The sequence below is a fragment of the Micromonospora sp. HM5-17 genome, from assembly GCF_003762835.1.
GTDB lineage: Bacteria > Actinomycetota > Actinomycetes > Mycobacteriales > Micromonosporaceae > Plantactinospora.
In genome coordinates this window covers 1,087,168-1,110,295 of record NZ_RJWA01000001.1, presented here as the reverse complement: position 1 = coordinate 1,110,295, position 23,128 = coordinate 1,087,168, and the positions used below count along the sequence as shown (strand labels likewise).

Below are 23,128 nucleotides of genomic sequence, written 5' to 3'. Positions count from 1 at the left end.
CCGCCGCACGCGGACGCCCGCTACTCCACGGTGACCGACTTGGCCAGGTTGCGCGGCTGGTCGACGTCGTGCCCGCGGGCGGCGGCGATCTCGCAGGCGAGCACCTGCAACGGGACCGTGGTGACCAGCGGGGCGAGCAGGGTCGGGGTCCGTGGCACGGGGATCAGGTGGTCGGCGTACGGCACCACGGTCCGGTCGCCCTCCTCGGCGATCACGATCGTCCGGGCGCCCCGGGCCCGGATCTCCTGGATGTTGGAGACGATCTTGTCGTGCAGCACCCCGCGACCGGCCGGGGAGGGCACGATGCAGACCACCGGGGTCCCCTGGTCGATCAGGGCGATCGGGCCGTGCTTCAGCTCACCGGCCGCGAACCCCTCGGCGTGCATGTAGGCCAGCTCCTTGAGCTTCAGCGCCCCCTCCAGCGCGACCGGGAACCCGACGTGCCGGCCGATGAAGAGCACCTGCGGTGCGTTTCGCAGCTCCCGGGCCAGCTCGCGGACCGGCTCGATCCCGGCCAGCAGCCGGCGCAGCTTCTCCGGCATCTCCTGGAGCTGCGCGACCACCGCGGCGACCTCGTCGGCGTACTTGATGCCGCGCACCTGCGCGAGGTGCAGGCCGATCAGGTAACAGGCGACGAGCTGGGTGAGGAACGCCTTGGTGGAGGCGACCGCGATCTCGGGGCCGCCGTGGGTGTAGAGGACGGCGTCCGACTCGCGTGGGATCGTGGCGCCGTTGGTGTTGCAGATCGCCAACACCCGGGCCTTCTGCTCCTTGGCGTGCCGCAGCGCCATCAGGGTGTCCATCGTCTCGCCGGACTGGGAGATCGCCACCACCAGGGTGGAGCGGTCCAGGACCGGGTCGCGGTAGCGGAACTCGCTGGCGAGTTCGACCTCGCAGGGGATCCGGGTCCAGTGCTCGATGGCGTACTTGGCGACCATGCCCGAGTGGTAGGCGGTGCCGCAGGCGACAATGAAGATCTTGTCGACGTCCCGCAGGTCCTGGTCGGTGAGGCGGACCTCGTCGAGCGCGATCTCGCCGCTCTCGGTGAGCCGGCCGAGCAGGGTGTCGGCGACCGCCTGCGGCTGCTCGGCGATCTCCTTGAGCATGAAGTAGTCGTAGCCGCCCTTCTCGGCGGCCGAGGCGTCCCAGCCAATGTGGAAGTCCTTACCGCTCGCCGGCCGGCCGGCGAAGTCGGTGATCTCGATGTCGTCCGCGGTGATCAGGACCACCTGGTCCTGTCCGAGTTCGACCGCGTCCCGCGTGTGCTCGATGAAGGCCGAGACGTCACTGGCCAGGTAGTTCTCGCCGACACCCCGACCCACCACCAGCGGCGAGTTACGCCGCGCGCCGACCACCGCGCCGGGGATCCCGGCGTCCACGGCGAGCAGGGTGAAGGCGCCCTCCAGCCGTTGACAGACCTGTCGCATCGCCGCGGCCAGCAGGTGCGGACCGTCCGGCTCGCCGGCGGCGCGGAGCCGGGCCAGCTCGCCGGCGAGCAGGTGCGCGGCGCACTCGGTGTCGGTGTCGCTGACGAACTCGACGCCCTGGCGCTCCAGTTCGGCCCGGAGCTTGGCGAAGTTCTCGATGATGCCGTTGTGGATCACGGCCACCCGGCCGTCGTGCGCGCGGTGCGGGTGGGCGTTGCGGTCGGTGGGGCCGCCGTGGGTGGCCCAGCGGGTGTGGCCGATCGCGGTGGTGCCGAGCGCGATTCCGGCGCCACCGTCGAGATCGGAGCCCGGCTCCACCGTCGACCGCTCGGACAGCGCCTTCTCCAGGTTGGCCAGCTTGCCGGCCTTCTTCTCGGTCAGCAGCTCGCCGTCGTGGACGACCGCCACCCCGGCCGAGTCGTAGCCGCGGTACTCCAACCGGCGCAACCCGTCCAGCACGATGCCCAGCGCCGGCCTGGCACCGGCATATCCCACGATTCCACACATGGACCGCAGCCTAACCTAGATTCGCTCATCGGACATGCGCGAAAGCCATTCGTTCGATCACCGCGCCTGCTCGATATGTCGGTGGCCGGGACCAGTCGGCGAGCACCCTGTCACCCACCGCGCCCGACCCTTACCGGTACCTCGCCACCAGCACGGACGCGGTACGGTGACTGGCGCATCGGCCTACATAGCCCTCGGGCACCACCTCGCCATACCCTTGCTGTCCGCAATCTGGAGCTAACCCCGATGACCGAGCCTCCTTCCTCCTACGACCCGTTGTCCGCGCCGGAGCCGCCGACCACCCGGTTCGGCCCGGCATCCGGGTCGGGATCCTCCGACGAGGAGAACGCACCGACCACGAAGTTCGCCCCGCCATCCCCGCCGGGCAGCGCCGAGGAGGAAAACGCCCCGACGACCCGCTTCAGCCCGCCCCAGCCGACGACGTACGGCCAGGGCGGGGTGGTCTCGCCCTACGCGCCGACCCCACCGCCGCCCAACCCGTACGGGCCGCCGGCCACCGGCGCCGGGGCCACTCCGCCGTACCCGACGGGCAGCCCGCCGGCCGCGGCCTACCCGACCAGTGGCACCCCGGCATCGCCATACCCCACCAGCGGCGCGCCGAACCCGGGCACCGGGGGGTACGGGCCGCCCCAGCCCTCGACGCCGCAACCGCCGGCCGCCGGCGGGCCGTACCAGCCGTACCAGCCCGGCGGTCCGGGTGCGCCCGGATACCCGTCCGGTCCCGGATACCCGCCGGGGCAACCCGGACAACCGGGCCAGCCCGCCGCCCCGGCCAAGAAGTCGAAGACCGGTCTGATCATCGCGCTCGTCGTGGTCCTGCTGCTCTGCTGCGTCGGCGGCCCCGTGGGCGGCTACTTCCTCTACCAGAACCTTTCGGGGGAGAGTTCGGCCGAGGGCACCGGTGGGACGGACGGGACCGGTGGGACGGCCGCTCCGGGGGATTCCGGAGGCGGCTCGGGCGACGGCCGGCTGGTCTACGAGATCGACGGCGAGGGGAGCGCCTTCATCAACTACCTGCCGAGTGAGAACGGCCGGACGCCCGTGGCAGCTGAGAAGGAGCTTCCCTTCCGCGTGGCGGTCGACGTGCCCTCGGGCGTGCCCCTCGCCACGCTCGTCGCCACCCGCCGCAGCGGTTCCGGGGAGATGACCTGCCGAATCATTTTCGACGGCAAGCAGGTCGACACCCGCTCGGGCCGCGGTTCGGTGGGCTGCAGCGCCAACCTCTTCTGACCCGGTCGGGCGCCCCGTGCCCGTCCGGGCCCCGCGTTCATGGAGCGGGCCCGACGGTGATCGCCACCATCGCGGTGGCGGTCACCGTCGCGGACAGCCTGCCTTCTGGCTCGCCTCCGCCATTCGCCTAGGGTGAATGGGTGACGACGAGCACCGATGACCCCTTGGTGCGCCGGATGCGCCCGTTCGGCACCACCATCTTCGCGGAGATGTCGGCGCTGGCGGCGCGTACCGGCGCCGTCAACCTCGGCCAGGGGTTCCCGGACACGGACGGCCCGGCGGAGATGCTGGCTGCGGCGGTCGATGCGCTGCGCAGTGGGCAGAACCAGTATCCGCCGGGCCCTGGCATCCCCGCGTTGCGCGCGGCGGTCGCCGCGCACCAGCGGCGGTTCTGGGGCCTGGAGTACGACCCCGACGGCGAGGTGCTGATCACCGCCGGTGCGACCGAGGCGGTCGCCGCGGCGATCCTCGGCCTGGCCGAGCCGGGCGACGAGGTGGTCTGCTTCGAGCCGTACTACGACTCGTACGCGGCGTCGATCGCGCTCGCCGGCGCGGTCCGCCGCCCGGTCACGCTCCGGCCCGGCGCCGACGGGCGGTACGGGTTCGATCCCGCCGACCTGCGGGCCGCGTTCGGCCCGCGAACCCGCCTGGTGCTGCTCAACTCGCCGCACAACCCGACCGGCAAGGTCTTCGGCGCCGACGAGCTGGCGCTGATCGCCGAGCTGTGCCAGGAGTACGACGCGTACGCGGTCACCGACGAGGTCTACGAGCACCTCGTCTTCACCGACGCCGGCAGCCCGCACCTCCCGTTGGCCGGCCTGCCCGGGATGCGGGAGCGCACCCTGCGGATCTCGTCGGCGGGCAAGACCTTCTCCTGCACCGGCTGGAAGATCGGCTGGGCCAGCGGGCCGGCTCCGCTGGTCGCCGCCACCCTGCGGGTGAAGCAGTTCCTCACCTTCGTGAACGGGGCGCCGCTGCAACCGGCGGTCGCGGTGGCGCTGGGCCTGCCGGACAGCTACTACCACGGGTTCCGGGCCGGCCTCCAGGCGCGCCGCGACCAGCTCGTCGCCGGACTGCGCGAGGCGGGGTTCGGGGTGCTGCCGCCGGAGGGGACGTACTTCGTCACCGCCGACATCAGTCCACTCGGCGGCCGGGACGGGGTGGAGTTCTGCCGTACGCTGCCGGAGCGCTGCGGGGTGGTGGCGGTGCCGACCCAGGTCTTCTACGACGACGTCGAGGCCGGCCGACGGCTGGTCCGGTTCGCCTTCTGCAAGCGGCCCGAGGTGCTGGCGGAGGCGGCCTCCCGGCTCCGCCGACTCACCTCCCACTGACCACGGAGTCGCCCCGAGGCCGGGCGGCTTCGGGGCGACGAGCCACGATCGGCGCGGAGGGCCGGGGCTACACCGGGCTGGCCGCGCGTACCTGGGCGGCGATCCGCTCCGCGACGCTCTGGGCGAGCTCCCGGGTCGGCGCCTCCACCATCACCCGGACCAGCGGTTCGGTACCGGACGGGCGGAGCAGCACCCGGCCGGTCTCGCCGAGTTCGGCCTCGGCCTCGGCGACCGCACCGAGCACCGCCGGCGCCCCGGCTCCCACGGTCCGGTCCCCGACCGGCACGTTGATCAACACCTGGGGCAGCTTCGTCACCACGGCCGCCAGCTCGGCGAGCGACCTGCCGGTCGACGCCACCCGGGACATCAGGTGCAGGCCGGTGAGGATGCCGTCGCCCGTGGTGGCGTACGCCGGCAGCACCAGGTGGCCGCTCTGCTCGCCGCCGAGCGCCAGCCCGGAGGACCGGAGTTCCTCCAGGACGTACCGGTCGCCGACCTTGGTCTCGACGAGCCGGATCCCGGCGGCGGACATGGCGAGCCGCAGGCCGAGGTTGCTCATCACCGTGGCAACCAGGGTGTCCTGGGTCAGTGTGCCGGCCTCCCGCATCGCGAGCGCGAGGATCGCCATGATCTGGTCGCCGTCGACCTCCGCACCGTCGGCGGTCATCGCCACGCACCGGTCCGCGTCGCCGTCGTGCGCGACGCCGAGGTCCGCACCATGCTCCAGCACGGCCGCGCGGAGCGCGTCGAGGTGCTGCGAGCCGCAGTCCTCGTTGATGTTGAGGCCATTGGGCTCGGCGTGGATCGCGATCACCTCGGCCCCGGCCTGCCGGTACGCCATCGGGGCGACCTCCGAGGCAGCGCCGTTCGCGCAGTCAACGACGATCCTGAGGCCGTCCAGCCGATGCGGGACCGTATCGACCAGGTGCTGCACGTAGTGCTCGGCCCCGTCCGGCAGGTCGTGGACTCGGCCGACGCCGGCCCCGGTCGGACGGGTCCAGCCCGCCGCCTCGTTCGCCTCGACGGCCGACTCGATCCGCAGCTCGACCTCGTCGGGCAGCTTGTGCCCGCCCGCGGCGAAGAGCTTGATCCCGTTGTCGGGCATGGGGTTGTGCGAGGCGGAGAGCATCACGCCGAAGTCCGCCTTGGTCTCGCCCACCAGGTACGCCACCCCGGGTGTCGGCAGCACCCCGACTCGGACCACGTTGGCGCCGGCGCTGGTGAGCCCGGCGACCACCGCCGCCTCCAGCATCTCGCCGCTGGCCCGGGTGTCCCGGCCGACCACCGCGAGGGGCGGGTGGCTGCGGTCGGACTCGGCGAGGGTGTGTGCCGCGGCGACCGCGATCGCCAGCGCCAGCTCAGGAGTCAGGTCGGCGTTCGCGCGTCCGCGTACGCCGTCAGTGCCGAACAGCCGCCCCATGTGCGGAAACCTCCGGAGAGCACACCGATGGAAACTCCAGGAAAGGGCCGAACGGCCGGCACCGCCACCGCAGGAGGGGGCGGTACCGGCCGTTCCGGTCGGACGTGCGCGTGGCCGCTGGGGTGCGGCGCACTCAGCGCTTCGAGTACTGCGGAGCCTTGCGAGCCTTCTTGAGGCCGTACTTCTTGCTCTCCTTGACCCGGGCGTCGCGGGTGAGAAAGCCGGCCTTCTTCAGGGCGGGGCGGTCATCGGGGTCGTTCGCGACCAGCGCCCGGGCGACCGCGAGGCGCAGCGCGCCGGCCTGGCCGGTGATGCCGCCACCACGGAGGTTGGCGATGACGTCGAAGGTCTCCGTCTTCTCGACGGTCACCAGCGGCTCCTTGATCATCTGCTGGTGGACCTTGCTGGGGAAGTACGCCTCCAGGTCCCGCCCGTTGCAGATGATCTTGCCGCTCCCGGGGACGATACGGACCCGGACGATCGCCTCCTTGCGGCGGCCCACGGTCTGGATCGGCCGGTCGCCGCGGGGAGCCCGGACGACCGGGGCGAGCACCGGAGCGTCGGCGGTCGCGATGGTGTCGGTCATGCTGTTTCCTTCGCCCGCGCTCACTGCGCGATCTGCTTGATCTCGAACGGCACCGGCTTCTGCGCGGCGTGCGGGTGCTCGGCACCGGCGTAGACCTTCAGCTTCTTGATCAGCTTACGGCCGAGCTTGTTGTGCGGGAGCATGCCCTTGACGGCAAGCTCGACGGCGCGCTCGGGGCGCTTCGCGAGCAGCTCGTCGTAGCCGATCCGCTTCAGTCCGCCCGGGTAGCCCGAGTGCCGGTAGGCGATCTTCTGCTGCCGCTTGTTGCCGGTCAGCGCCACCTTGCCCGCGTTGATGATGACAACGAAGTCGCCGGTGTCGACGTGCGGCGCGAAAGTCGGCTTGTGCTTGCCCCGCAGCAGCGTGGCGGCATGGGTGGCCAGTCGGCCCAGCACGACGTCAGAAGCGTCGATGACGTGCCACTGACGCTCAATTTCACCCGGCTTCGGGCTGTACGTACGCACAGGTCTACCTTGTCTCGTCGTCGGTCTGGGGTCACGCACCGGTCGCCAGGCGCGCACAAACGACCAAGCGTACCTGAGGCACGTCCGCACCTGAGGGCACGCTTTAGGCTGTCACGTGAAAACTTGGTTGTCACACAACAGCAGGCAACGATACCCGGTCCCCTCCGGCGGGGTCAAAACGGGCCCGGTCGTCCCGCCCCGACCCCGCCGCACCCGACGGCCTCCGGCACGGCGGCCCGGAGAGAGCCCGTCCGGGCGGGTAGGCCGGCCCCGGCCGGGAACCGATCCGGGCCGGGCGCCAGCCGCGGTCGGGGAAGCCGGTCGGGCACGTCTGCCGACACCGGTCCTTCAGAACCTACCGGCACAGAATAGGTAGAATCAGGAAGAAGCGTCACACCCCCGGCAGGGTGGTCCGCGACGGCCGCAGGTAGACCGCCCAGGTCACCAGAAAACAGACCGCATACCAGGCGATGAAGGCGAGGTAGGCGGCGTCGGCGCTGGCGTACGCGAGGAACGACTGGCGGAACGCGATGTTGACCAGTACCCCACCGAAGGCCCCGACCGCGCTGGCGATCCCGATCAGCGCCCCGGAGAGCCGCCACGCCCACCGCTGCGCCGTCTCGGCGTCGAGCTCCCCCGCCGCGACCGCCCGGGCCGCCCTGGCCCGGAAGATCGCCGGGATCATCTTGTACGTCGACCCGTTGCCGATCCCGGAAAAGACGAAGAGCCCGACGAACCCGGTCAGGTAGAGCGGAAGCGAGCGCTCACCCGAGGCGACGTAGACCAGCCCGGCACCGGCGGCCATCGCCGCGAAGTTCCAGAGGGTGACCCGGGCTCCGCCGAACCGGTCGGCCAGCCAGCCGCCGACCGGGCGGATCAGCGAGCCGACCAGCGGCCCGAGGAAGGTCAGGTACGCCGCGTCGACCGGCGTGGCGAACTGCTCCCGGAACTGCACCTGGAGTACCTGGCCGAACGCGAAGCCGAACCCGATGAACGACCCGAAGGTGCCGATGTAGAGCAACGACATGATCCAGGTGTGCGGGTCCCGGGTCGCCTCGCGCATCGCCCGCCTTTCGTTCCGGGCCCCGGTGATGTTGTCCATGTAGTGCGCCGAGGCGAGCGCGGCGGCCACGATCAACGGGATGTAGACCGCCGGCACCAGCCGCGGGTGCGCGGTGCCGGCCGTGGCCAACACGGCCAGCCCGACGAGCTGGACCGTCGCGACCCCGATGTTGCCGCCGCCCGCGTTCAGCCCGAGCGCCCAGCCCTTGCGGTGCTGGGGGTAGAAGAGGTTGATGTTCGCCATCGACGAGGCGAAGTTGCCGCCCCCGACCCCGGCGAGACACGCCAGCACCATCAGCGTGCCGTACGAGACTCCCGGCTCGATCAGGATCGCCATCGGCACCGTCGGCACGAGCAGCAGCAGCGCGCTGACGATCGTCCAGTTCCGGCCGCCGAAGCGGGCCACCGCGAGCGTGTACGGCAGCCGCAGGACCGAGCCGAGCGCGGTCGGCACGGCGGTGAGCAGGAACTTCCCGGCCGGGTCGATGCCGTACTCGGGACCGAGGAAGAGCACCATCACCGACCAGAGGCTCCACACCGAGAAGCCGACGTGCTCGGAGAAGACCGAGACGAGCAGGTTGCGCCGGGCGATCGGCGCCCCCGTGGTGCGCCAGAAGTCCGGGTCCTCCGGGCGCCAGTCGTCGAGCTGGTGCCGGCGACCCGACCGGCTGGCCCCGGCGCCGGCCGCCGAGACGGTGGCCGGACTGCCGGCGCGGTCGGGGACGGCCGTCGTGCCCGTACGGGCGGCGGTGTCAGTCATGCCGCCCGACCGTAGGAGCGGCGGGTTTCCCGGTCGTTCGCGCTCCGCGTCGGGCCGGCAACGGTCCGCGCACGACACGGGCGGTCAGGTCGTGAGGTGGTGCCGCTCGGGGCGTCGGCCGGCTGTGACGGGTCCAGCGCGTACCCCTGGCCCGGCCGCCGTGCGGCGGTGACCGGGGTGCTGGGGTCCGGCGGACGTACCGGTTTTGGGTGCGCGCCCGGAGATCTGGCCCGACGAGGTCCGGGCGGCGGGCCACACCGGTGCGCTGTCCGCGGGCCGCTCAAAGGTCCTGGAGCGCTCAGAGGTCCTGGAGGATGCGGAGTGCCCGGCTGACCCGGGACATGGTGTCGGAGTCGGCGACCCCGACACGTTCGGTGAACCACTTCTTCAGTGGTGACGAGAGCCGGTCCGGCATCACCACGTGCTCGCCCATGGCGACGGCGAGCGGCGAGTCCCGGAGCAGCTGTTCCTCGACCACCTCGGCGACGATCACGATGGGCACCTCGGTCGAGTTGTAGATGTCGGAGCTGATGACCAGGCCGAGGCGGCTCCGCGCCCCCTCGATCCGCCAGATCTCGCCCCTGCGCAGCAAGCCCACCCCCACGTGGCCGACCCGTCCCTGCCCAACCCTCCCGCCCGTCCGCGCTCCCGTGTCAGGCGGCGTCGCGCCGACCCAGGTACGCCGCGTTGACCAGCTCGGCCTCCTGGGCGTCGGCGAGGGCGGCGGCCTCGATGTCGAGGCCGGCCCGGTTGACCACCGCCGCGTGCTCGGCGAAAACCTCCCGCAGCGCCTTCTCCCGGGCGGCCTGGTCGATCCAGGCGGAAAGCGACATTCCTTCGCGTTTGGCGAACCGTCGCGCCGCTTCGATCGTCTCGTCCGAGAACGAGAGGGTCACCTTGGCAGTCATAGCGGCCAGCCTACTCCGGGTATGACCCACGGGGATGCCATCCGGTGGTAGGAGGCCGGGCCGGGCCGAACGTACGCCGGCCCCGCGCGGAACGCCTCAGTCCAGTTCCCGTCGACCGCCGAAGACCGCGAACCGCCACGACTTGTAGAAGCAGTCGACCCCGACGAAGCCGGCCTCGGTGAGCCAGCGACACTGGTCCGCCACCGGCGCCGGGCGGTCGTACGCCATCCGTTCCCGGGCGGCGGCGATCTCCGCCTCGGTGGCGCCGAGCGCGACGACCTGGGCCAGCCACACCTCGTCGTACCGGTGGTCCAGGTCCGGCGTCGGGCCGGCCACCTGCTCGGCGTTGACGAACACCCCACCCGGGCAGAGGATCTGCCGGATCCGCCGGTAGAGGTCGCGCTTGCCGGCGTCGTCGAGGTGGTGGATCGCCAGGGCCGAGACGACCGCGTCGTACGGGCCGCCGGGCAGGGCGTCGGTCAGGTCCGCGACGACCATCCGGTGCGGTATCCCACGCTGGGTGAGCAGCCTCTCGGCGACCGCGAGCATCGCCGGCGCCGCGTCCAGCAGGGTCGGGCAGGTCCCCGGTACGGCGACGGCGAGCAGCAGGGAGAGCAGTCCGGTGCCGGCGCCGAGGTCGAGCAGGGTCGGGGTACGCCCGAACGCGCGTGCTCGGCGTAGCGGCGGGGCGGCCACCTCGACCGCCGTGCCGTAGAAGTCGTCGAAGCAGGGCACCAGCCGGCGCCGGGACTCGTCGTATGACCCCGCGACGGCATCGAACAGGGAGGCCACCGCCATCGACAACTCCTGATATATGGAACCAGGATCTCATGATATAGACGGCGCGACCGGCTCGGCAAAGGGCCGCGACACGCCCGGGACCACCCGCCACGGCCCGCTCCGACGGCATCGACAGATCCGGATACCGGCCGACCGGCTGCCCCGAGCCTGTGTGAGCGGCTCTTGACAGGCCCGAAACACACGGGACCCGATGGTGAAACGGGCCGCCGGCACGCTTCGGACATGACAGACGGTGCACGAGCTGCGACGCATTCGGCGGATGTGTCCCAGGACGTCGCCACCCACTGCCCATACTGTGCGTTGCAGTGCGGCATGACGCTGCGCCGTACCGACTCCGGGGTTCGGGTGCTGCCCCGGCGGTTTCCGACCAACCGCGGCGGGCTCTGTCAGAAGGGCTGGACCGCCGCCGAGCTCCTCGACCACCCGAACCGGCTCACCACGCCCCTGCTGCGGGACCGACCCGACGGCGACCTGCGGCCGGCGAGCTGGACCGAGGCGCTGGACCGGGTCGAGGCCGGGATCCGACGGGTCCAGACGGCGTACGGCCGGGACGCGGTCGCGGTCTTCGGCGGCGGCGGCCTGACCAACGAGAAGGCGTACGCGCTCGGCAAGTTCGCCCGCGTCGTCCTCGGCACCCGCAACATCGACTACAACGGCCGGTTCTGCATGTCCTCGGCGGCGGCGGCCGGCAACCGCGCCTTCGGCGTCGACCGGGGCCTGCCCTTTCCACTGGCCGACCTCGCCACCGCCGACACCCTGCTACTGGTCGGCGCCAACGTCGCCGAGACCATGCCGCCCCTGGTCCGCTACCTGGTGGAGCAGCGGCAGCGCGGCGGCACCCTGATCGTCATCGACCCCCGGGTCACCGCCACCGCCCGGCAGGCCACCCTGCACCTGCAACCCACCCCCGGCACCGACCTCGCGGTCGCCAACGCGCTGCTGCACATCGCGCTCGCCGAGGGCTGGCTCGACAAGGACTACATCGCCGCCCGGACCACGGGGTTCACCGAGGTCCGGCGGGTGGTGGCGAGCTACTGGCCGGCCCGGGTCGAACAGCTCTCCGGGGTGCCGGTGGCCGACCTGGAGGCGGCGGCCCGGGCCCTCGGCACCGCCGAGCGGGCGATCATCCTCACCGCCCGCGGAGCCGAGCAGCACGCCAAGGGCGTCGACACGGTGACCGCGTTCATCAACCTCGCGCTGGCGCTCGGGCTCCCCGGCCGCCCCGGCTCCGGGTACGGCTGCCTCACCGGACAGGGCAACGGGCAGGGTGGCCGCGAGCACGGGCAGAAGGCCGACCAGCTCCCCGGCTACCGGCGGATCGACGACCCCGCCGCCCGCGCCCACGTCGCCGCGGTCTGGGGCGTACGTCCCGAGACGCTGCCCGGGCCGGGCCTCTCCGCGTACGAACTGCTCAGCGCCCTCGGCACCGCCGACGGTCCGAAGGCGCTGCTGGTCTTCGGCTCCAACCCGGTGGTCTCGGCGCCCCGGGCCGCCCGGGTCACCGCACGGCTGCGCGCCCTCGACCTGCTGGTCGTCGCCGACTTCGTCCGCTCCGAGACCGCGGAACTCGCCGACGTGGTCCTCCCCACCGCGCAGTGGGCCGAGGAGGACGGGACGATGACCAACCTGGAGGGACGGGTGCTGCGCCGCCGGGCGCTCCGCCCACCACCGGCCGGCGTTCGGACCGACTTGGAGATCCTCGCCGACCTGGCCGGGCGGCTCGCCCCGGTGACGGCGGCCGGCGCCGGTCTCCGCTTCCCGGTGGAGCCCCGCGAGGTCTTCGCCGAACTGCGGCACGCCTCGGCCGGCGGGATCGCCGACTACGCGGGGATCAGCTGGGAACGGATCGACGCCGAGGACGGGGTCTTCTGGCCGTGCCCGGAGCCAAACCTGCCGGGCTCGCCCCGAATGTTCACGGACCGGTTCCCCACCCCGGACGGACGTGCCCGCTTCGTTCCGGTGGAGTACCGCCCGGCCGACGAGGAGCCGACTCCCGACTACCCGCTCTACCTCACCACGGGTCGGGTGCTGGCGCAGTACCAGTCCGGGGCACAGACCCGGCGGATCGCGCCCCTGCGGACGGCCGCGCCGGGCGCCTTCGTGGAGCTCCACCCGGACCTGGCGGTCCGGCTCGGCATCGACGACGGCGACGAGGTTCGGGTGACCAGTCGCCGGGGCGAGATGCGGGCCCCCGCGCGGCTCAGCCCGGGCATCCGTCCCGACACCGTCTTCGCCCCGTTCCACTGGCCGGGTACGGCCCGGATCAACTCGGTGACCAGCGACGCTCTGGATCCGGTCTCTCGGATGCCGGAGTTCAAGGTCTGCGCGGTGCGGGTCGAGAAGGCGTGAGCCGGGTGGCAGCAACGTGCGTGAAGGAAGCGAGGTGACCGTGGGTACGTCAGGCAACCGGATCGTCATCGTCGGACACGGCATGGCCGGGGCCCGGTTGGCAGCCGAGCTACCGGCCCACTCGCCCGACGTCAAGGTGACGGTGCTCGGGGCCGAGCCGCACCGTGCCTACAACCGGATCATGCTCTCCAGCCTGCTCGCCGGCACGGTCGACGAGTCCGGTGTGGAACTGGCCGAGGCGGCGGGGCACGGGATCGCCGTCCGGCCCGGGGTCCGGGTCACCGCCGTCGACCCGGCGGCCCACACCGTCGCCACCGACCGGGGCGACATGCTCGGCTACGACCACCTGGTGCTCGCCACCGGCGGCCGGGCGCTGGTCCCGCCGGTGCGTGGGCTCGACCCGGAACGGCTGCCGGCGCGGGTGGCGGTCTTCCGGACCCTGGACGACTGCCGCCGGATCCTCGCCGTCGCGGCCCGGGCGCGCCGGGCGGTGGTGCTCGGCGGCGGGCTGCTCGGGCTGGAGGCGGCGCGGGGACTGGCGGCCCGGGGGCTGGACGTTCAGGTCGTGCATCCGGTCGGACACCTGATGGAACGGCAGCTCGACCCCGCCGCCGGCGCGGTGCTGGCCCGGACCCTGGCCGGGCTCGGCGTCACCACCCACCTGGAGGTAGCGGCGACCGCGGTCGACGCCGGGCCCGACGGGGTACGCCTGGCCCTCTCCGACGGACGGGAGCTGGAGACCGACCTGCTGGTCCTCTCCTGCGGGGTCCGCCCCGAGGTGACGCTCGCCCGCGCCGCCGGGCTGACCGTGAACCGGGGGGTGGTGGTCGACGACCGGCTGCGCACCAGCGACCCGGACATCTCGGCGCTCGGCGACTGCGCCGAGCACGACGGGGTGGTGACCGGGCTGGTCGCGCCGGCCTGGGAGCAGGCGCGGGTGCTGGCCCGGGTGCTGACCGGGGAGAACCCGCGGGAACGCTATCGTCCCCGGCCCCCGGTGACCCGGCTGAAGGCCGCCGGCATCGACCTGGCGGCGATGGGCGACCCGGAGGGCGGCGGCGATCCCGACGTCGAGGAGCTGAGCTTCTCCGACCCGGCCCGCGGGACGTACGCACGGCTGCGGATCGTCGGCGAACGGCTGACCGCGGCGATCATGCTTGGCGACAACCCGTCGGTCGGCACCGTCATCCAGCTCTTCGACCGCGGTGCCCCGGTGCCGCTGGACCGCCGGACCCTGCTGCTCGGCCGCAGCCGCGACGCGGCGGCCCCGACCACGACCGAGTCGCCGGCGCTGATGCCGGACGCGGCGACCGTCTGCCAGTGCAACACCGTGCGCAAGGGCGCGCTGGTGCGCTCCTGGCGCGCCGGAGCCCGGACCATGGACGACCTGGTAGCCGCCACCCGGGCGACCACCGGCTGCGGCAGCTGCCGGGACGCCGTCGAGGGGATCCTCGACTGGCTGTCCGCGGTAGACACACCCGACACGGCGGAAGAGGTGGCAGCCTGATGCGCAGCGAGAAAACGAGCGGACGACTCGTCGTCGTCGGCAACGGCATGGTGGGCCAGCGCTTCGTCGAGGCGCTACGCTCCCGGGACACCGCCGGCCGATGGCAGGTCACGGTCCTCGGTGAGGAGGCCCGGCCGGCGTACGACCGGGTCCGGCTGTCCGCCTTCTTCGACGGTGTCAGCGCGGAGGAACTCAACCTGCACCGCCCCGACGACGGGGTCGACCTGCGGCTCGGCGAGCCGGCCCTCGCCATCGACCGGGACCGCCGGGTGGTCCGCACCGGGGCCGGCGAGTACCGGTACGACGCGCTGGTGCTGGCGACCGGGTCGTACCCGTTCGTGCCGCCGATCGACGGCGTGTACGTCGACGCGGGACCGGACGCCCCCGGGCCGACCCCGCGGCTACGTCCGGGCGTCTTCGTCTACCGCACCCTGGACGACCTCGCGGCGATCCGCGACTTCGCCAAGGGCCGGCGGACCGGCGTGGTGATCGGAGGCGGTCTGCTGGGCCTGGAGGCGGCGAACGCGCTGCGGCTGCTCGGCCTCGGCACCCACGTGGTGGAGTTCGCGCCCCGGCTGATGCCGATGCAGGTCGACGAGGCGGGCGGGGCGATGCTGCGCCGCTACGTCGAGGAACTGGGCGTCACTCCACACCTCGGGGTCGCCACCACCGCCGTCCGGTCCCGGCCGGACGGTGGGCTGGCCGGGCTGACCCTCTCCGACGGTGGTTGGCTCCCGGCCGACCTGGTCGTGGTGGCGGCCGGAATCCGACCCCGGGACGAGCTGGCCCGGGCCGCCGGGCTGGAACTCGGCGAGCGTGGCGGTGTCCGGGTCGACACCACCTGCCGTAGCACGACCGACGAACGGATCTGGGCCGTCGGCGAGTGCGCCGCCGTCGAGGGGGTCTGCTACGGCCTGGTCGCGCCCGGCTACGCGATGGCCGAGGTGGTGGCCGACCGGCTGGTCGGCGGCACGGCGCGCTTCCCGGGCGCTGACACCTCGACCAAGCTCAAGCTGCTCGGGGTGGACGTCGCCTCCTTCGGCGACGCGCACGGCCGCAGCCCGGGCTCGCTCGACGTCACGTTCGTCGACCCGGCGACCCGGGTCTACGCCAAGCTGGTCCTCTCCGACGACGCCAAGACACTGCTCGGTGGGGTGCTGGTCGGCGACGTCACCGCCTATCCCACGCTGCGGGCCAGCGTCGGCGGCCCGCTGCCCGGCCCGCCGCTCGCCCTGCTCGCCCCGTCCGGCGACGGCACCGGGACCGGCGCCGGGATCGCCGCGCTGCCCGGCAGCGCCCAGGTCTGTTCCTGCAACGCGGTCACCAAGGACCAGCTCGTCGGGGCGATCGCCGAGGGGTGCCGCGACGTACCGGCGCTGAAGGAGTGCACCCGGGCCGGGACGAGCTGCGGGTCCTGCGTACCGATGCTGAAGCAGCTGCTCGCCGACTCCGGAGTGCCGCTCAGCAAGGCGCTCTGCGAGCACTTCGACCACAGCCGGCAGGAACTCTTCGACATCATCCGGGTCCGCGGTATCACCTCCTTCTCCCGGCTCGTCGCGGAGCACGGCCGGGGGCGGGGCTGCGACATCTGCAAGCCGGTGGTGGCGTCGATCCTCGCCTCGCTCGGTAACGGCTACGTGCTCGACGGCGAGCAGGCGTCGCTGCAGGACACCAACGACCACTTCCTGGCCAACATCCAGCGGGACGGGACGTACTCGGTGGTGCCGCGGATCCCGGGTGGGGAGATCACCCCGGAGAAGCTGATCGTCATCGGCGAGGTGGCCCGGGACTTCAACCTCTACACGAAGATCACCGGCGGGCAGCGGATCGACCTCTTCGGGGCCCGGGTCGAGCAGCTTCCGAAGATCTGGAAGCGGCTGGTCGACGCCGGCTTCGAGTCCGGCCACGCGTACGGCAAGGCGCTGCGCACCGTGAAGTCCTGCGTCGGCTCCACCTGGTGCCGGTACGGCGTACAGGACTCGGTCGGGCTCGCCATCGCCCTGGAACTGCGTTACCGGGGGCTTCGCGCACCCCACAAGATCAAGGCAGCGGTCTCCGGCTGCGCCCGGGAGTGCGCCGAGGCCCGGAGCAAGGACTTCGGCATCATCGCCACCGAGCGCGGCTGGAACCTCTACGTCGGCGGCAACGGCGGATTCCGGCCCCGACACGCCGAGCTCTTCGCCGCCGACCTCTCCACCGAGGAGCTGGTCCGCTACGTCGACCGGTTCCTGATGTTCTACATCCGCACCGCGGACCGGCTCCAGCGCACCGCCGCCTGGATCGAGGCGCTGGACGGCGGGCTGGACCACCTGCGGTCGGTCATCGTCGACGACGCGCTCGGGCTCTGCGCCGAACTGGACGCCGCGATGGCCCGACACGTCGAGTCGTACACCGACGAGTGGCGGGAGACCCTCGCCGACCCGGACCGGCTGCGCCGGTTCACGTCCTTCGTCAACGCGCCGGACGTACCGGACCCGTCGATCACGTTCGAGGTGGAACGGGGACAGCCCGTTCCGGCCCGTCCGGACCGCCGGCCGGTGGCGCTCGGCCTTCCGACCAGGATGGGGGTAACGAATTGACTCTGGACGCCACGATCACCGACGGCCTGCGGTGGACGGTTGTCTGCCCGTACCCCCGACTAGAGCCGGAGCGTGGCGTGGCCGCGCTGGTGGACGGCGAACAGGTCGCCCTGTTCCGCACCTACGACGGCGCGCTCTACGCCATCGGCCAGCGGGACCCGATCGCCGGCGCCTACGTGATGGCTCGGGGCATCGTCGGGACCCGGGGCGACATCCCGACGGTCGCCTCCCCGCTGCACAAGCAGGTCTACGACCTGCGCACCGGTGAGTGCCTCGACGTGCCCGGGGTGGCGGTGCCGACCTACCGGGTACGCTGCCGCGCCGGCCTGGTCGAGGTGGCCACCCCGGCCGTGTCCCGCCCGATGGCCGACGTCGGCGGAGCCCGCTGATGGCCGACGAGCTCTCCGGATTCACCATCGGGGTGACCGCGGACCGGCGCCGCGACGAACTCACCGCGATGCTGGAGCGGCGGGGAGCCCGGGTCGTGCTGGCCCCGGCCCTGCGCATCGTGCCGCTCGCCGACGACACCGAGCTGCGGGCGGCGACCCGGGCCTGCCTCGACAACCCGCCGGACATCCTGATGGCGAACACCGGCATCGGCATGCGCGGCTGGCTGGAGGCGGCCGAGGGCTGGGGGCTGGCCGAGGCGCTGCGCTCGGTGCTCTCCCGGGCCTACATCGTCAGCCGCGGGCCGAAGGCGCGGGGCGCCATCCGGGCCGCCGGCCTGCACGACGAGTGGTCGCCCGCGTCGGAGAGCTGCGACGAGGTGATCGACCACCTGCGGCGGCGTGGGGTACGTGGGCAGCTCATCGCCATGCAGCTGCACGGCGAACGACAGCCGGAGTGTACGGCCGCACTGGAGGCGGCCGGCGCCACGGTGATCGAGGTGCCGGTCTACCGCTGGGCGCCGCCGACCGATCCGGCACCGTTGCACCGGCTGATCGACCTCATCGCCGGAAGGCTGGTCGACGCCGTGACCTTCACCTCCGCGCCCGCCGTGACGGCGCTGCTCCGCGCCGCCGGGCCGAGTACCGACGCGGTGCTGGACGCGCTGCGTACCGATGTCCTCGCCGCCTGCGTCGGGCCGGTCACCGCGGCCCCGCTGCGCCGGCACGGCGTACCGGTGGCGATGCCGCACCGCGCCCGACTCGGCGCCCTGGTCCGAACCATCGTGGACGAGCTGCCGCAACGGGCGGTCAGTATCAAGGTGGCCGGTCACCTGCTGACCCTGCGCGGGCACGCGGCGATCCTGGACGGCGAGCTACGCCCGCTGGCGCCGGCGCCGATGGCGGTGCTACGGGCGCTGGCCGCCTCGCCCGGGCGGGTGATGTCCCGGGCCGCCCTGCTGCGGACGCTCCCGCGCGGCGCCGACGAACACGCGGTGGAGATGGCCGTGGCCCGGCTCCGGGCCGGGCTCCGTACCTCCGGGCTGGTACAGACCGTGGTCAAGCGCGGCTACCGCCTGTCGGTCGACTGACCGCCCGGACATCGCCGCCGCCCCGGACCAGCCGGCGGGCCGGGCCGCGACTTCCGGCGCAACGTGCGTCGGCCGGCGTGGCGGGGCCACGCCGGCCGACGCACGACGGTCAGCCGACCGGCGTGGGCTGCCCGCGGCCGTGCTCCGCCCGGAGCGTCGCCATCGCGTGCTGCACCACGTTGACCAGCACGTGCTTGACCGACTCGCGCTGCCGCGCGTCGCACATCACCAGCGGTACGGACGGCGCGATCGCCAACGCCTCCCGTACCTCCTCCGACTCGTACTGCGGGGCGCCGTCGAAGCAGTTCAACGCCACCACGTACGGCAACTTCCGGTTCTCGAAGTAGTCGAGCGGTGCGAACGCGTCGGTGATCCGCCGCGCATCGACCAGCACCGCCGCACCGACCGCGCCACGGATGATCTCGTCCCACATGAACCAGAACCGAGTCTGTCCCGGAGTACCGAACAGATAGAGGATCAGGTCCTGGGCCATCGTGATCCGGCCGAAGTCCATGGCGACCGTGGTGGTCTCCTTGCCCGGCACCTTGGAGGGATCGTCGATGCCCACCCCGGCGGCGGTCATCACGGCCTCCGTGGTCAGCGGGGTAATCTCGGAGACGGCGCCCACGAGCGTCGTCTTGCCCACCCCGAAGCCGCCGGCGATGACGATCTTGGCGGAGGTGATCCCTCCACCGCCACCGCTGCGGCGTGACCGGGCCGGGTCATAGCCTGCGAAGTCCACTTAGCACCCTCTCAAGCAGTTCCATCCGCTCCTCGTACGCCTCCGCCGGTGGAGCGGCACTGTGCAGCGTCAGCAGGCTCTCCGCCACCATGTCGGCGACCAACACCCGGGCGACACCCAACGGCAGCCGGGTGTACGCGGCGATCTCCGCCAGCGACTGCGCCCGGCCCTCGCAGATGGTGGCGATGCGGTGCTTGTCGTGACCGGCGAAGCGGGCTTCGACGACCGCAGCCGGGCTCGCCGAGAGTACCGCTTCGAGAGCGATCTCCTGACGGGGCTCGGTGCGGCCACGAGTGACCGCGTACGGCCGGACGAGGGCACCCCGCGGATCCTCACGTCGTCCCTCCATCTTGCGGTCACCTCCTCGTGGTCAGGGTTGCGGCTGCACCGGGTCCATCCTGCGACAGGACGCGCTACTGGCGTGTGACGGTCTCCCGTGGCAACGGGGACAGGGCCGCGCCCACCCGCTCTACGAGCAACGCCATCTCGTAGCCCACCTGGCCCACGTCGCAGTTCCGGGCGGCCAGAACGGCCATCGAGGAGCCGTCGCTGATGGACATCAAGAACAGGTAGCCACTGTCCATTTCGATGACGGTCTGCAGGACGCCGCCGGCGCTGAACATCCGCGCGGCGCCGTCGGTCAGGCTGACCACGCCGGAGGTGATGGCCGCGAGCTGGTCGGCCCGGTCCGGCGGCAGGTCACGTGAGGAGGCGAGGAGCAGACCGTCCGCCGAGACCGCCACCACGTGCGCGATCCCCGCGACGCTGTCGGCAAAGTTGGTGAGCAGCCAACTCATGTCCTGCATCGCTGCTGGCCTGTTCATCCGCTCGTCTCCTTGGTTGAGGTCATGCCGTACTGCTCTACGCCGGCCGTCCGGCCGCGCTGGACCCCGCGGTGGTAGGCCGACAGCAGACCGCGTACTTCATCCGGACTCCGCCGGGTCCGCTCCCGGGGCTTGACGTCGACGCCGCCGGGCACCAGCTGCGCCTGCGGCACCCGCTTTGGCAGACCGGACCGGGTGGTACCACCGGTGGTCGGCTGCGCGGCCCGGCTGGCCAGGGCCCAACCCTCGTCGGCAGCCGTCCGCCAGGCACCGGCGGGTGGCGTGGTGGGCTGTGCCGCCGGGGCCGGTGCGGCCGACGGAGTCGATGGTGGAGTGTACGGGGCCGGAGGCGGTGCCGACTGCCCCGGAGTACGGGTGGTCAACGGAGCCCGGCCCGGGGTCGCCGTGCCGGATGACGTCGGGGACGCCGCCGGTGCGGGGGGTTGCTGGTAGCCGTCGGCCGGAACGGTGAAGATCGCGGTGGCGTCCGACCCGTGCGAGCGGAACCAGACCGCCTCCATCTCCCGGAAGATCGGCGCCTCGCCGCTGTCCTCCACGCGGGGGGCGACGCTCGCCGGACTGGTGGCCGGCGAGCCCGCGACCGGCCCCGCCGGCAGGCTGGGACTCGACGTGGTCGCCGGGGTCAGGCTCTGCCCCGCGATCGGACCCGCCGTCCCGGGCGTGCGCTGCGGCAGCGAACCGACCGTCGGGTACGCCAGCGTCGGCGCGCTGACCCCGGATCCGGTGGAGAGGTCCGGCTGCGGCGTGTTCTGGCTCGGGAGCACGGTCTGGTACGTCGGCGTGGGCGTCCCGGACAGTTGTGTCGCGGTCAGCTGCGTCGCCGGCTGGGCGGGCGAGGGCCCGACGTTGACCGGCATCGGCCGCGACGGCTCCGGGGTGGCGGGGGTCTGCCGTTGCGCCGGTACCGCGCTGCGCCACTGGTCGGTCAGGGTCGGGGTACGGGAGGCGCTGGTCGTCGCCAGCTGGTCTGACCAGCCTCCGCTCGGGCTCGGGGCCGCCGTGGCGGCCGACGGCCCGGGTTCGACGGCGAGCGGTTGCCGCGGCCGGCCGAGGATCTGCTCCCGTCCCCGCGGCTTGGGCAGCACGATGACGCTGGACGGCAGGGTCACCTGGGCGACGGTGCCCCCCTCCACGTTGCGCCGCAGGTCGACCCGGATGCCGTGCCGGTGGGCGAGCCGACCGACCACCGCCAAACCCATCAGCCGGAAGGTCGCCACGTCGACGGCGGGCGGCTCGGCCAGCCGACGGTTGAGGGCGTCCATCTGCTCCTCGCTGAGCCCGAGGCCCCGGTCCTCCACCTGGATCAGCACGTAGTCGCGGATCCGCCGGGCGTCGGCGACCACGGTCGTGTGCGGCGGCGAGAAGCGGGTCGCGTTGTCGAGCAGCTCGGCGACGAGCCGGACGACGTCGTTGACGGCGTGCGCCGCGACCGAGATGTCGGGGTCGACCGTGCCGAACTCGATCCGGTTGTAGAGCTCCACCTCAGACTGCGCGGCGCGCAGCGTGTCGATCAGCAGCGCGTCCTCGCGACGGGGCGCGGTGGAGTCGGCACCGGCCAGCACCAGCAGGTTCTCGTCGTTGCGACGCATCCGGGTGGCCAGGTGGTCGAGTTCGAAGAGCTTCGCGAGCCGCTTCGGGTCCTCCTCGCCACGCTCGATCGCGTCCAGTTCGCCGATCATCCGGTCGACCAGCGTCTGGCTGCGGCGGGCCAGGCTGAGGAACATCGCCGAGACGCTGGTCCGCAGGGCCGCCTGCTCGGCCGCGATCCGTACCGCCTCCTTGTGCACGACGTTGAAGGCGAGCGCGACCTGGCCGATCTCGTCCTTGTTGGGCAGCCGGATCGGGTCCCGGACCTGCCGGACGATCTCCTCGACCCCGCCTTCGCCGATCGTGCCGACGTTCTGCAGCCGCTTGACCGCCTCCGGCAGGTCGTGGTTCGCCACCGACAGGGCGCCCTCGCGCAGCCGCCGCAGCGACTGGTTGAGCGAGCGGGCCAGCACGACGGCGAGCGCGATCGCGACGAGCAGGGTGATCAGCACGATCACCGACTCGACGATGGCCTGCTGGACGACCTCGGACCGGGCCTGGTCGGCCTGACGGAGCAGGTCCGCCTCGAGCTGGGTCTCCGCCCAGCGCATCAGGTCGTTGACCGAGCCGATCGCGATCGCGGCGGAGTTGGCGCTCATCGGCGCCCGCTGGCCGACGGACCGGGTCAGTTCCTGGGCGACCTGGTCGGCGAGGAGCACGGCGTCACCGGTGACGGCGCCGTCCAGGACCTCCCGCTGGCGGGCGCTCGCGGAGGCGCTGAAGGCCAGGAGCGCCTCCTGCTGGCCGGTCAGGGTCGCCACGAAGGCGGAGAACTGCTCCTCGTCGAGCTTGCCACCGGCCAGAGCGCTGTAGACCACCGCCTCCTCCTCGGCGACGGCCTCCTTGGCCTGGGCGAGCGCGGAGAGGGTACGGAGGCTGTCCCCGACGGGGCCCTCACCGGAGAGCTCGCCGAGGGCGTCGCCGTACGCGACGAGGGCGCTGACGATCACGCCGTACCGGAGTGCGGCCTCGGCCGGGGCCATCTGCCGCCGGTCCAGCACCTCCTGGCGGGTGCCGTTGAGGGTCGCGAGCCGGTCGTCGATGACGTCGAGCCGGGCCTCGACCGAGGCGGGAATGTCGCTCAGCTCGCCGCGCCGGTCGTTGTAGGCGGCGATCCGCTCGTCGGTGCGCCGAACGAAGGCGTTGTACGCGTCCGCGTTCGCCTTTGGATCGGCGAGCAGCCGCGCCGCCGCCATCCGTTCCTTGTGGATGTCTTGGGTGAGCGCCGAGACGTCGGTGGAGAGCTCGGTGAGCGAGCGCACCACCGTGGCCTCGTACGCGCCCTGTCCAATATCGACCAACCGGATCGATGCCAGCGCGATGACCGCCGCGACCGGCACGACGAGGATCAGCGCGAGTTTCGACCGGATTCGGGCATCCCGTAGCCGCGGGATCCACCGCCGTCGTGCGGTCCCCTCCCGCGGGCCTTTGGCGGGCAGGGTCGTAGGTCCGGTGCTCACGACATCGCCTCCGTCGTTTCTTTACGTGACCCTTCGACCGATGCCTGCTGCAGCGGATCGAGCCG

Annotated in this window: 19 protein-coding genes; 7 read left to right on the top strand and 12 right to left on the bottom strand. The window is 72.6% G+C overall.

Annotation, left to right across the window (positions count from 1 at the left end; all coding sequences use genetic code 11):
* Window positions 1-20 precede the first annotated feature (20 nt).
* On the bottom strand, window positions 21-1,934 hold the full coding sequence (gene glmS, locus EF879_RS05105; protein WP_123555038.1) for a glutamine--fructose-6-phosphate transaminase (isomerizing): 1,914 nt from the start codon (window positions 1,932-1,934) through the stop codon (window positions 21-23).
* Between the two features lie 246 nt (window positions 1,935-2,180).
* Between glmS and EF879_RS27500 the strand changes: the two genes are divergently transcribed.
* Together EF879_RS27500 and EF879_RS05090 are read left to right on the top strand one after the other, a co-directional pair.
* Window positions 2,181-3,185, top strand: a complete 1,005-nt coding sequence (locus EF879_RS27500; RefSeq protein ID WP_199736126.1) for a hypothetical protein — start codon at window positions 2,181-2,183, stop codon at window positions 3,183-3,185.
* A gap of 140 nt (window positions 3,186-3,325) precedes the next feature.
* On the top strand, window positions 3,326-4,516 hold the full coding sequence (locus EF879_RS05090; RefSeq protein ID WP_123555036.1) for a pyridoxal phosphate-dependent aminotransferase: 1,191 nt from the start codon (window positions 3,326-3,328) through the stop codon (window positions 4,514-4,516).
* Window positions 4,517-4,583: 67 nt separating this feature from the next.
* Here the strand turns inward: EF879_RS05090 and glmM are convergent, their stop codons facing one another.
* From glmM to EF879_RS05055, 7 genes are all read right to left on the bottom strand, one after another.
* Window positions 4,584-5,936, bottom strand: a complete 1,353-nt coding sequence (gene glmM / locus EF879_RS05085) for a phosphoglucosamine mutase (RefSeq protein WP_123555034.1) — start codon at window positions 5,934-5,936, stop codon at window positions 4,584-4,586.
* Between the two features lie 133 nt (window positions 5,937-6,069).
* A complete protein-coding gene (gene rpsI, locus EF879_RS05080) occupies window positions 6,070-6,522 on the bottom strand; it encodes a 30S ribosomal protein S9 (protein WP_123555445.1) in 453 nt (150 codons plus the stop codon).
* A gap of 20 nt (window positions 6,523-6,542) precedes the next feature.
* Window positions 6,543-6,986, bottom strand: a complete 444-nt coding sequence (gene rplM, locus EF879_RS05075; RefSeq protein WP_123555032.1) for a 50S ribosomal protein L13 — start codon at window positions 6,984-6,986, stop codon at window positions 6,543-6,545.
* 391 nt (window positions 6,987-7,377) lie between these two features.
* Window positions 7,378-8,808: a NarK/NasA family nitrate transporter gene (locus tag EF879_RS05070; protein WP_123555027.1), complete on the bottom strand. Its 1,431-nt coding sequence runs from the start codon at window positions 8,806-8,808 to the stop codon at window positions 7,378-7,380.
* A gap of 298 nt (window positions 8,809-9,106) precedes the next feature.
* Window positions 9,107-9,412 (bottom strand): type II toxin-antitoxin system PemK/MazF family toxin, encoded by a 306-nt coding sequence (locus tag EF879_RS05065; RefSeq protein ID WP_199736125.1) that lies wholly within the window; start codon window positions 9,410-9,412, stop codon window positions 9,107-9,109.
* A 49-nt stretch (window positions 9,413-9,461) separates the two neighbouring features.
* On the bottom strand, window positions 9,462-9,716 hold the full coding sequence (locus tag EF879_RS05060) for a DUF6364 family protein (protein ID WP_123555024.1): 255 nt from the start codon (window positions 9,714-9,716) through the stop codon (window positions 9,462-9,464).
* Window positions 9,717-9,812: 96 nt separating this feature from the next.
* Entirely contained in the window at window positions 9,813-10,514 is a 702-nt protein-coding gene (locus tag EF879_RS05055) for a class I SAM-dependent methyltransferase (RefSeq protein WP_123555022.1), read from the bottom strand.
* A 225-nt stretch (window positions 10,515-10,739) separates the two neighbouring features.
* On the opposite strand from EF879_RS05055, the gene EF879_RS05050 reads away from it, so the two are divergent.
* Genes EF879_RS05050 through EF879_RS05030 form a run of 5 tightly spaced genes read left to right on the top strand, consistent with a single transcriptional unit; the run spans window position 10,740 to window position 18,429 of the window.
* The gene (locus EF879_RS05050; RefSeq protein ID WP_123555019.1) at window positions 10,740-12,866 is read left to right on the top strand and encodes a molybdopterin oxidoreductase family protein; all 2,127 of its coding nucleotides are present in this window, start codon (window positions 10,740-10,742) and stop codon (window positions 12,864-12,866) included.
* 40 nt (window positions 12,867-12,906) lie between these two features.
* Complete coding sequence (locus EF879_RS05045) at window positions 12,907-14,373, top strand: FAD-dependent oxidoreductase (protein ID WP_305036037.1); 1,467 nt, start codon at window positions 12,907-12,909, stop codon at window positions 14,371-14,373.
* Window positions 14,373-16,952, top strand: coding sequence for a nitrite reductase large subunit NirB (gene nirB / locus EF879_RS05040; RefSeq protein ID WP_123555016.1), 2,580 nt, complete (start codon window positions 14,373-14,375; stop codon window positions 16,950-16,952). Before EF879_RS05045 ends, nirB begins: the two co-directional genes overlap by 1 nt.
* 2 nt (window positions 16,953-16,954) lie before the next feature.
* Window positions 16,955-17,341: a nitrite reductase small subunit NirD gene (gene nirD / locus EF879_RS05035; RefSeq protein WP_123555440.1), complete on the top strand. Its 387-nt coding sequence runs from the start codon at window positions 16,955-16,957 to the stop codon at window positions 17,339-17,341.
* Window positions 17,341-18,429 (top strand): uroporphyrinogen-III synthase, encoded by a 1,089-nt coding sequence (locus EF879_RS05030; protein WP_123555014.1) that lies wholly within the window; start codon window positions 17,341-17,343, stop codon window positions 18,427-18,429. The genes nirD and EF879_RS05030 overlap by 1 nt, the downstream gene beginning before the upstream one ends.
* Window positions 18,430-18,538: 109 nt before the next feature.
* Here EF879_RS05030 and EF879_RS05025 read toward each other — a convergent pair whose 3' ends face one another.
* From EF879_RS05025 to EF879_RS05010, 4 genes are all read right to left on the bottom strand, one after another.
* A complete protein-coding gene (locus EF879_RS05025) occupies window positions 18,539-19,171 on the bottom strand; it encodes an ATP/GTP-binding protein (RefSeq protein ID WP_123555012.1) in 633 nt (210 codons plus the stop codon).
* Complete coding sequence (locus EF879_RS05020; protein WP_123555010.1) at window positions 19,152-19,520, bottom strand: DUF742 domain-containing protein; 369 nt, start codon at window positions 19,518-19,520, stop codon at window positions 19,152-19,154. Before EF879_RS05020 ends, EF879_RS05025 begins: the two co-directional genes overlap by 20 nt.
* Window positions 19,521-19,584: 64 nt before the next feature.
* Window positions 19,585-19,995, bottom strand: a complete 411-nt coding sequence (locus EF879_RS05015) for a roadblock/LC7 domain-containing protein (protein ID WP_123555008.1) — start codon at window positions 19,993-19,995, stop codon at window positions 19,585-19,587.
* Window positions 19,992-23,063 (bottom strand): nitrate- and nitrite sensing domain-containing protein, encoded by a 3,072-nt coding sequence (locus EF879_RS05010; RefSeq protein WP_123555006.1) that lies wholly within the window; start codon window positions 23,061-23,063, stop codon window positions 19,992-19,994. Before EF879_RS05010 ends, EF879_RS05015 begins: the two co-directional genes overlap by 4 nt.
* Window positions 23,064-23,128 lie beyond the last annotated feature (65 nt).

What these genes read in the sequence shown, in the direction of transcription:
- glmS (WP_123555038.1), bottom strand. Translation starts at nt 1,934, where the DNA reads ATGTGTGGAATCGTGGGATATGCCGGTGCCAGGCCGGCGCTGGGCATC.
- EF879_RS27500 (WP_199736126.1), top strand. Translation starts at nt 2,181, where the DNA reads ATGACCGAGCCTCCTTCCTCCTACGACCCGTTGTCCGCGCCGGAGCCG.
- glmM (WP_123555034.1), bottom strand. Translation starts at nt 5,936, where the DNA reads ATGGGGCGGCTGTTCGGCACTGACGGCGTACGCGGACGCGCGAACGCC.
- rpsI (WP_123555445.1), bottom strand. Translation starts at nt 6,522, where the DNA reads ATGACCGACACCATCGCGACCGCCGACGCTCCGGTGCTCGCCCCGGTC.
- EF879_RS05070 (WP_123555027.1), bottom strand. Translation starts at nt 8,808, where the DNA reads ATGACTGACACCGCCGCCCGTACGGGCACGACGGCCGTCCCCGACCGC.
- EF879_RS05060 (WP_123555024.1), bottom strand. Translation starts at nt 9,716, where the DNA reads ATGACTGCCAAGGTGACCCTCTCGTTCTCGGACGAGACGATCGAAGCG.
- EF879_RS05055 (WP_123555022.1), bottom strand. Translation starts at nt 10,514, where the DNA reads ATGGCGGTGGCCTCCCTGTTCGATGCCGTCGCGGGGTCATACGACGAG.
- EF879_RS05050 (WP_123555019.1), top strand. Translation starts at nt 10,740, where the DNA reads ATGACAGACGGTGCACGAGCTGCGACGCATTCGGCGGATGTGTCCCAG.
- nirB (WP_123555016.1), top strand. Translation starts at nt 14,373, where the DNA reads ATGCGCAGCGAGAAAACGAGCGGACGACTCGTCGTCGTCGGCAACGGC.
- EF879_RS05030 (WP_123555014.1), top strand. Translation starts at nt 17,341, where the DNA reads ATGGCCGACGAGCTCTCCGGATTCACCATCGGGGTGACCGCGGACCGG.
- EF879_RS05020 (WP_123555010.1), bottom strand. Translation starts at nt 19,520, where the DNA reads ATGGAGGGACGACGTGAGGATCCGCGGGGTGCCCTCGTCCGGCCGTAC.
- EF879_RS05015 (WP_123555008.1), bottom strand. Translation starts at nt 19,995, where the DNA reads ATGAACAGGCCAGCAGCGATGCAGGACATGAGTTGGCTGCTCACCAAC.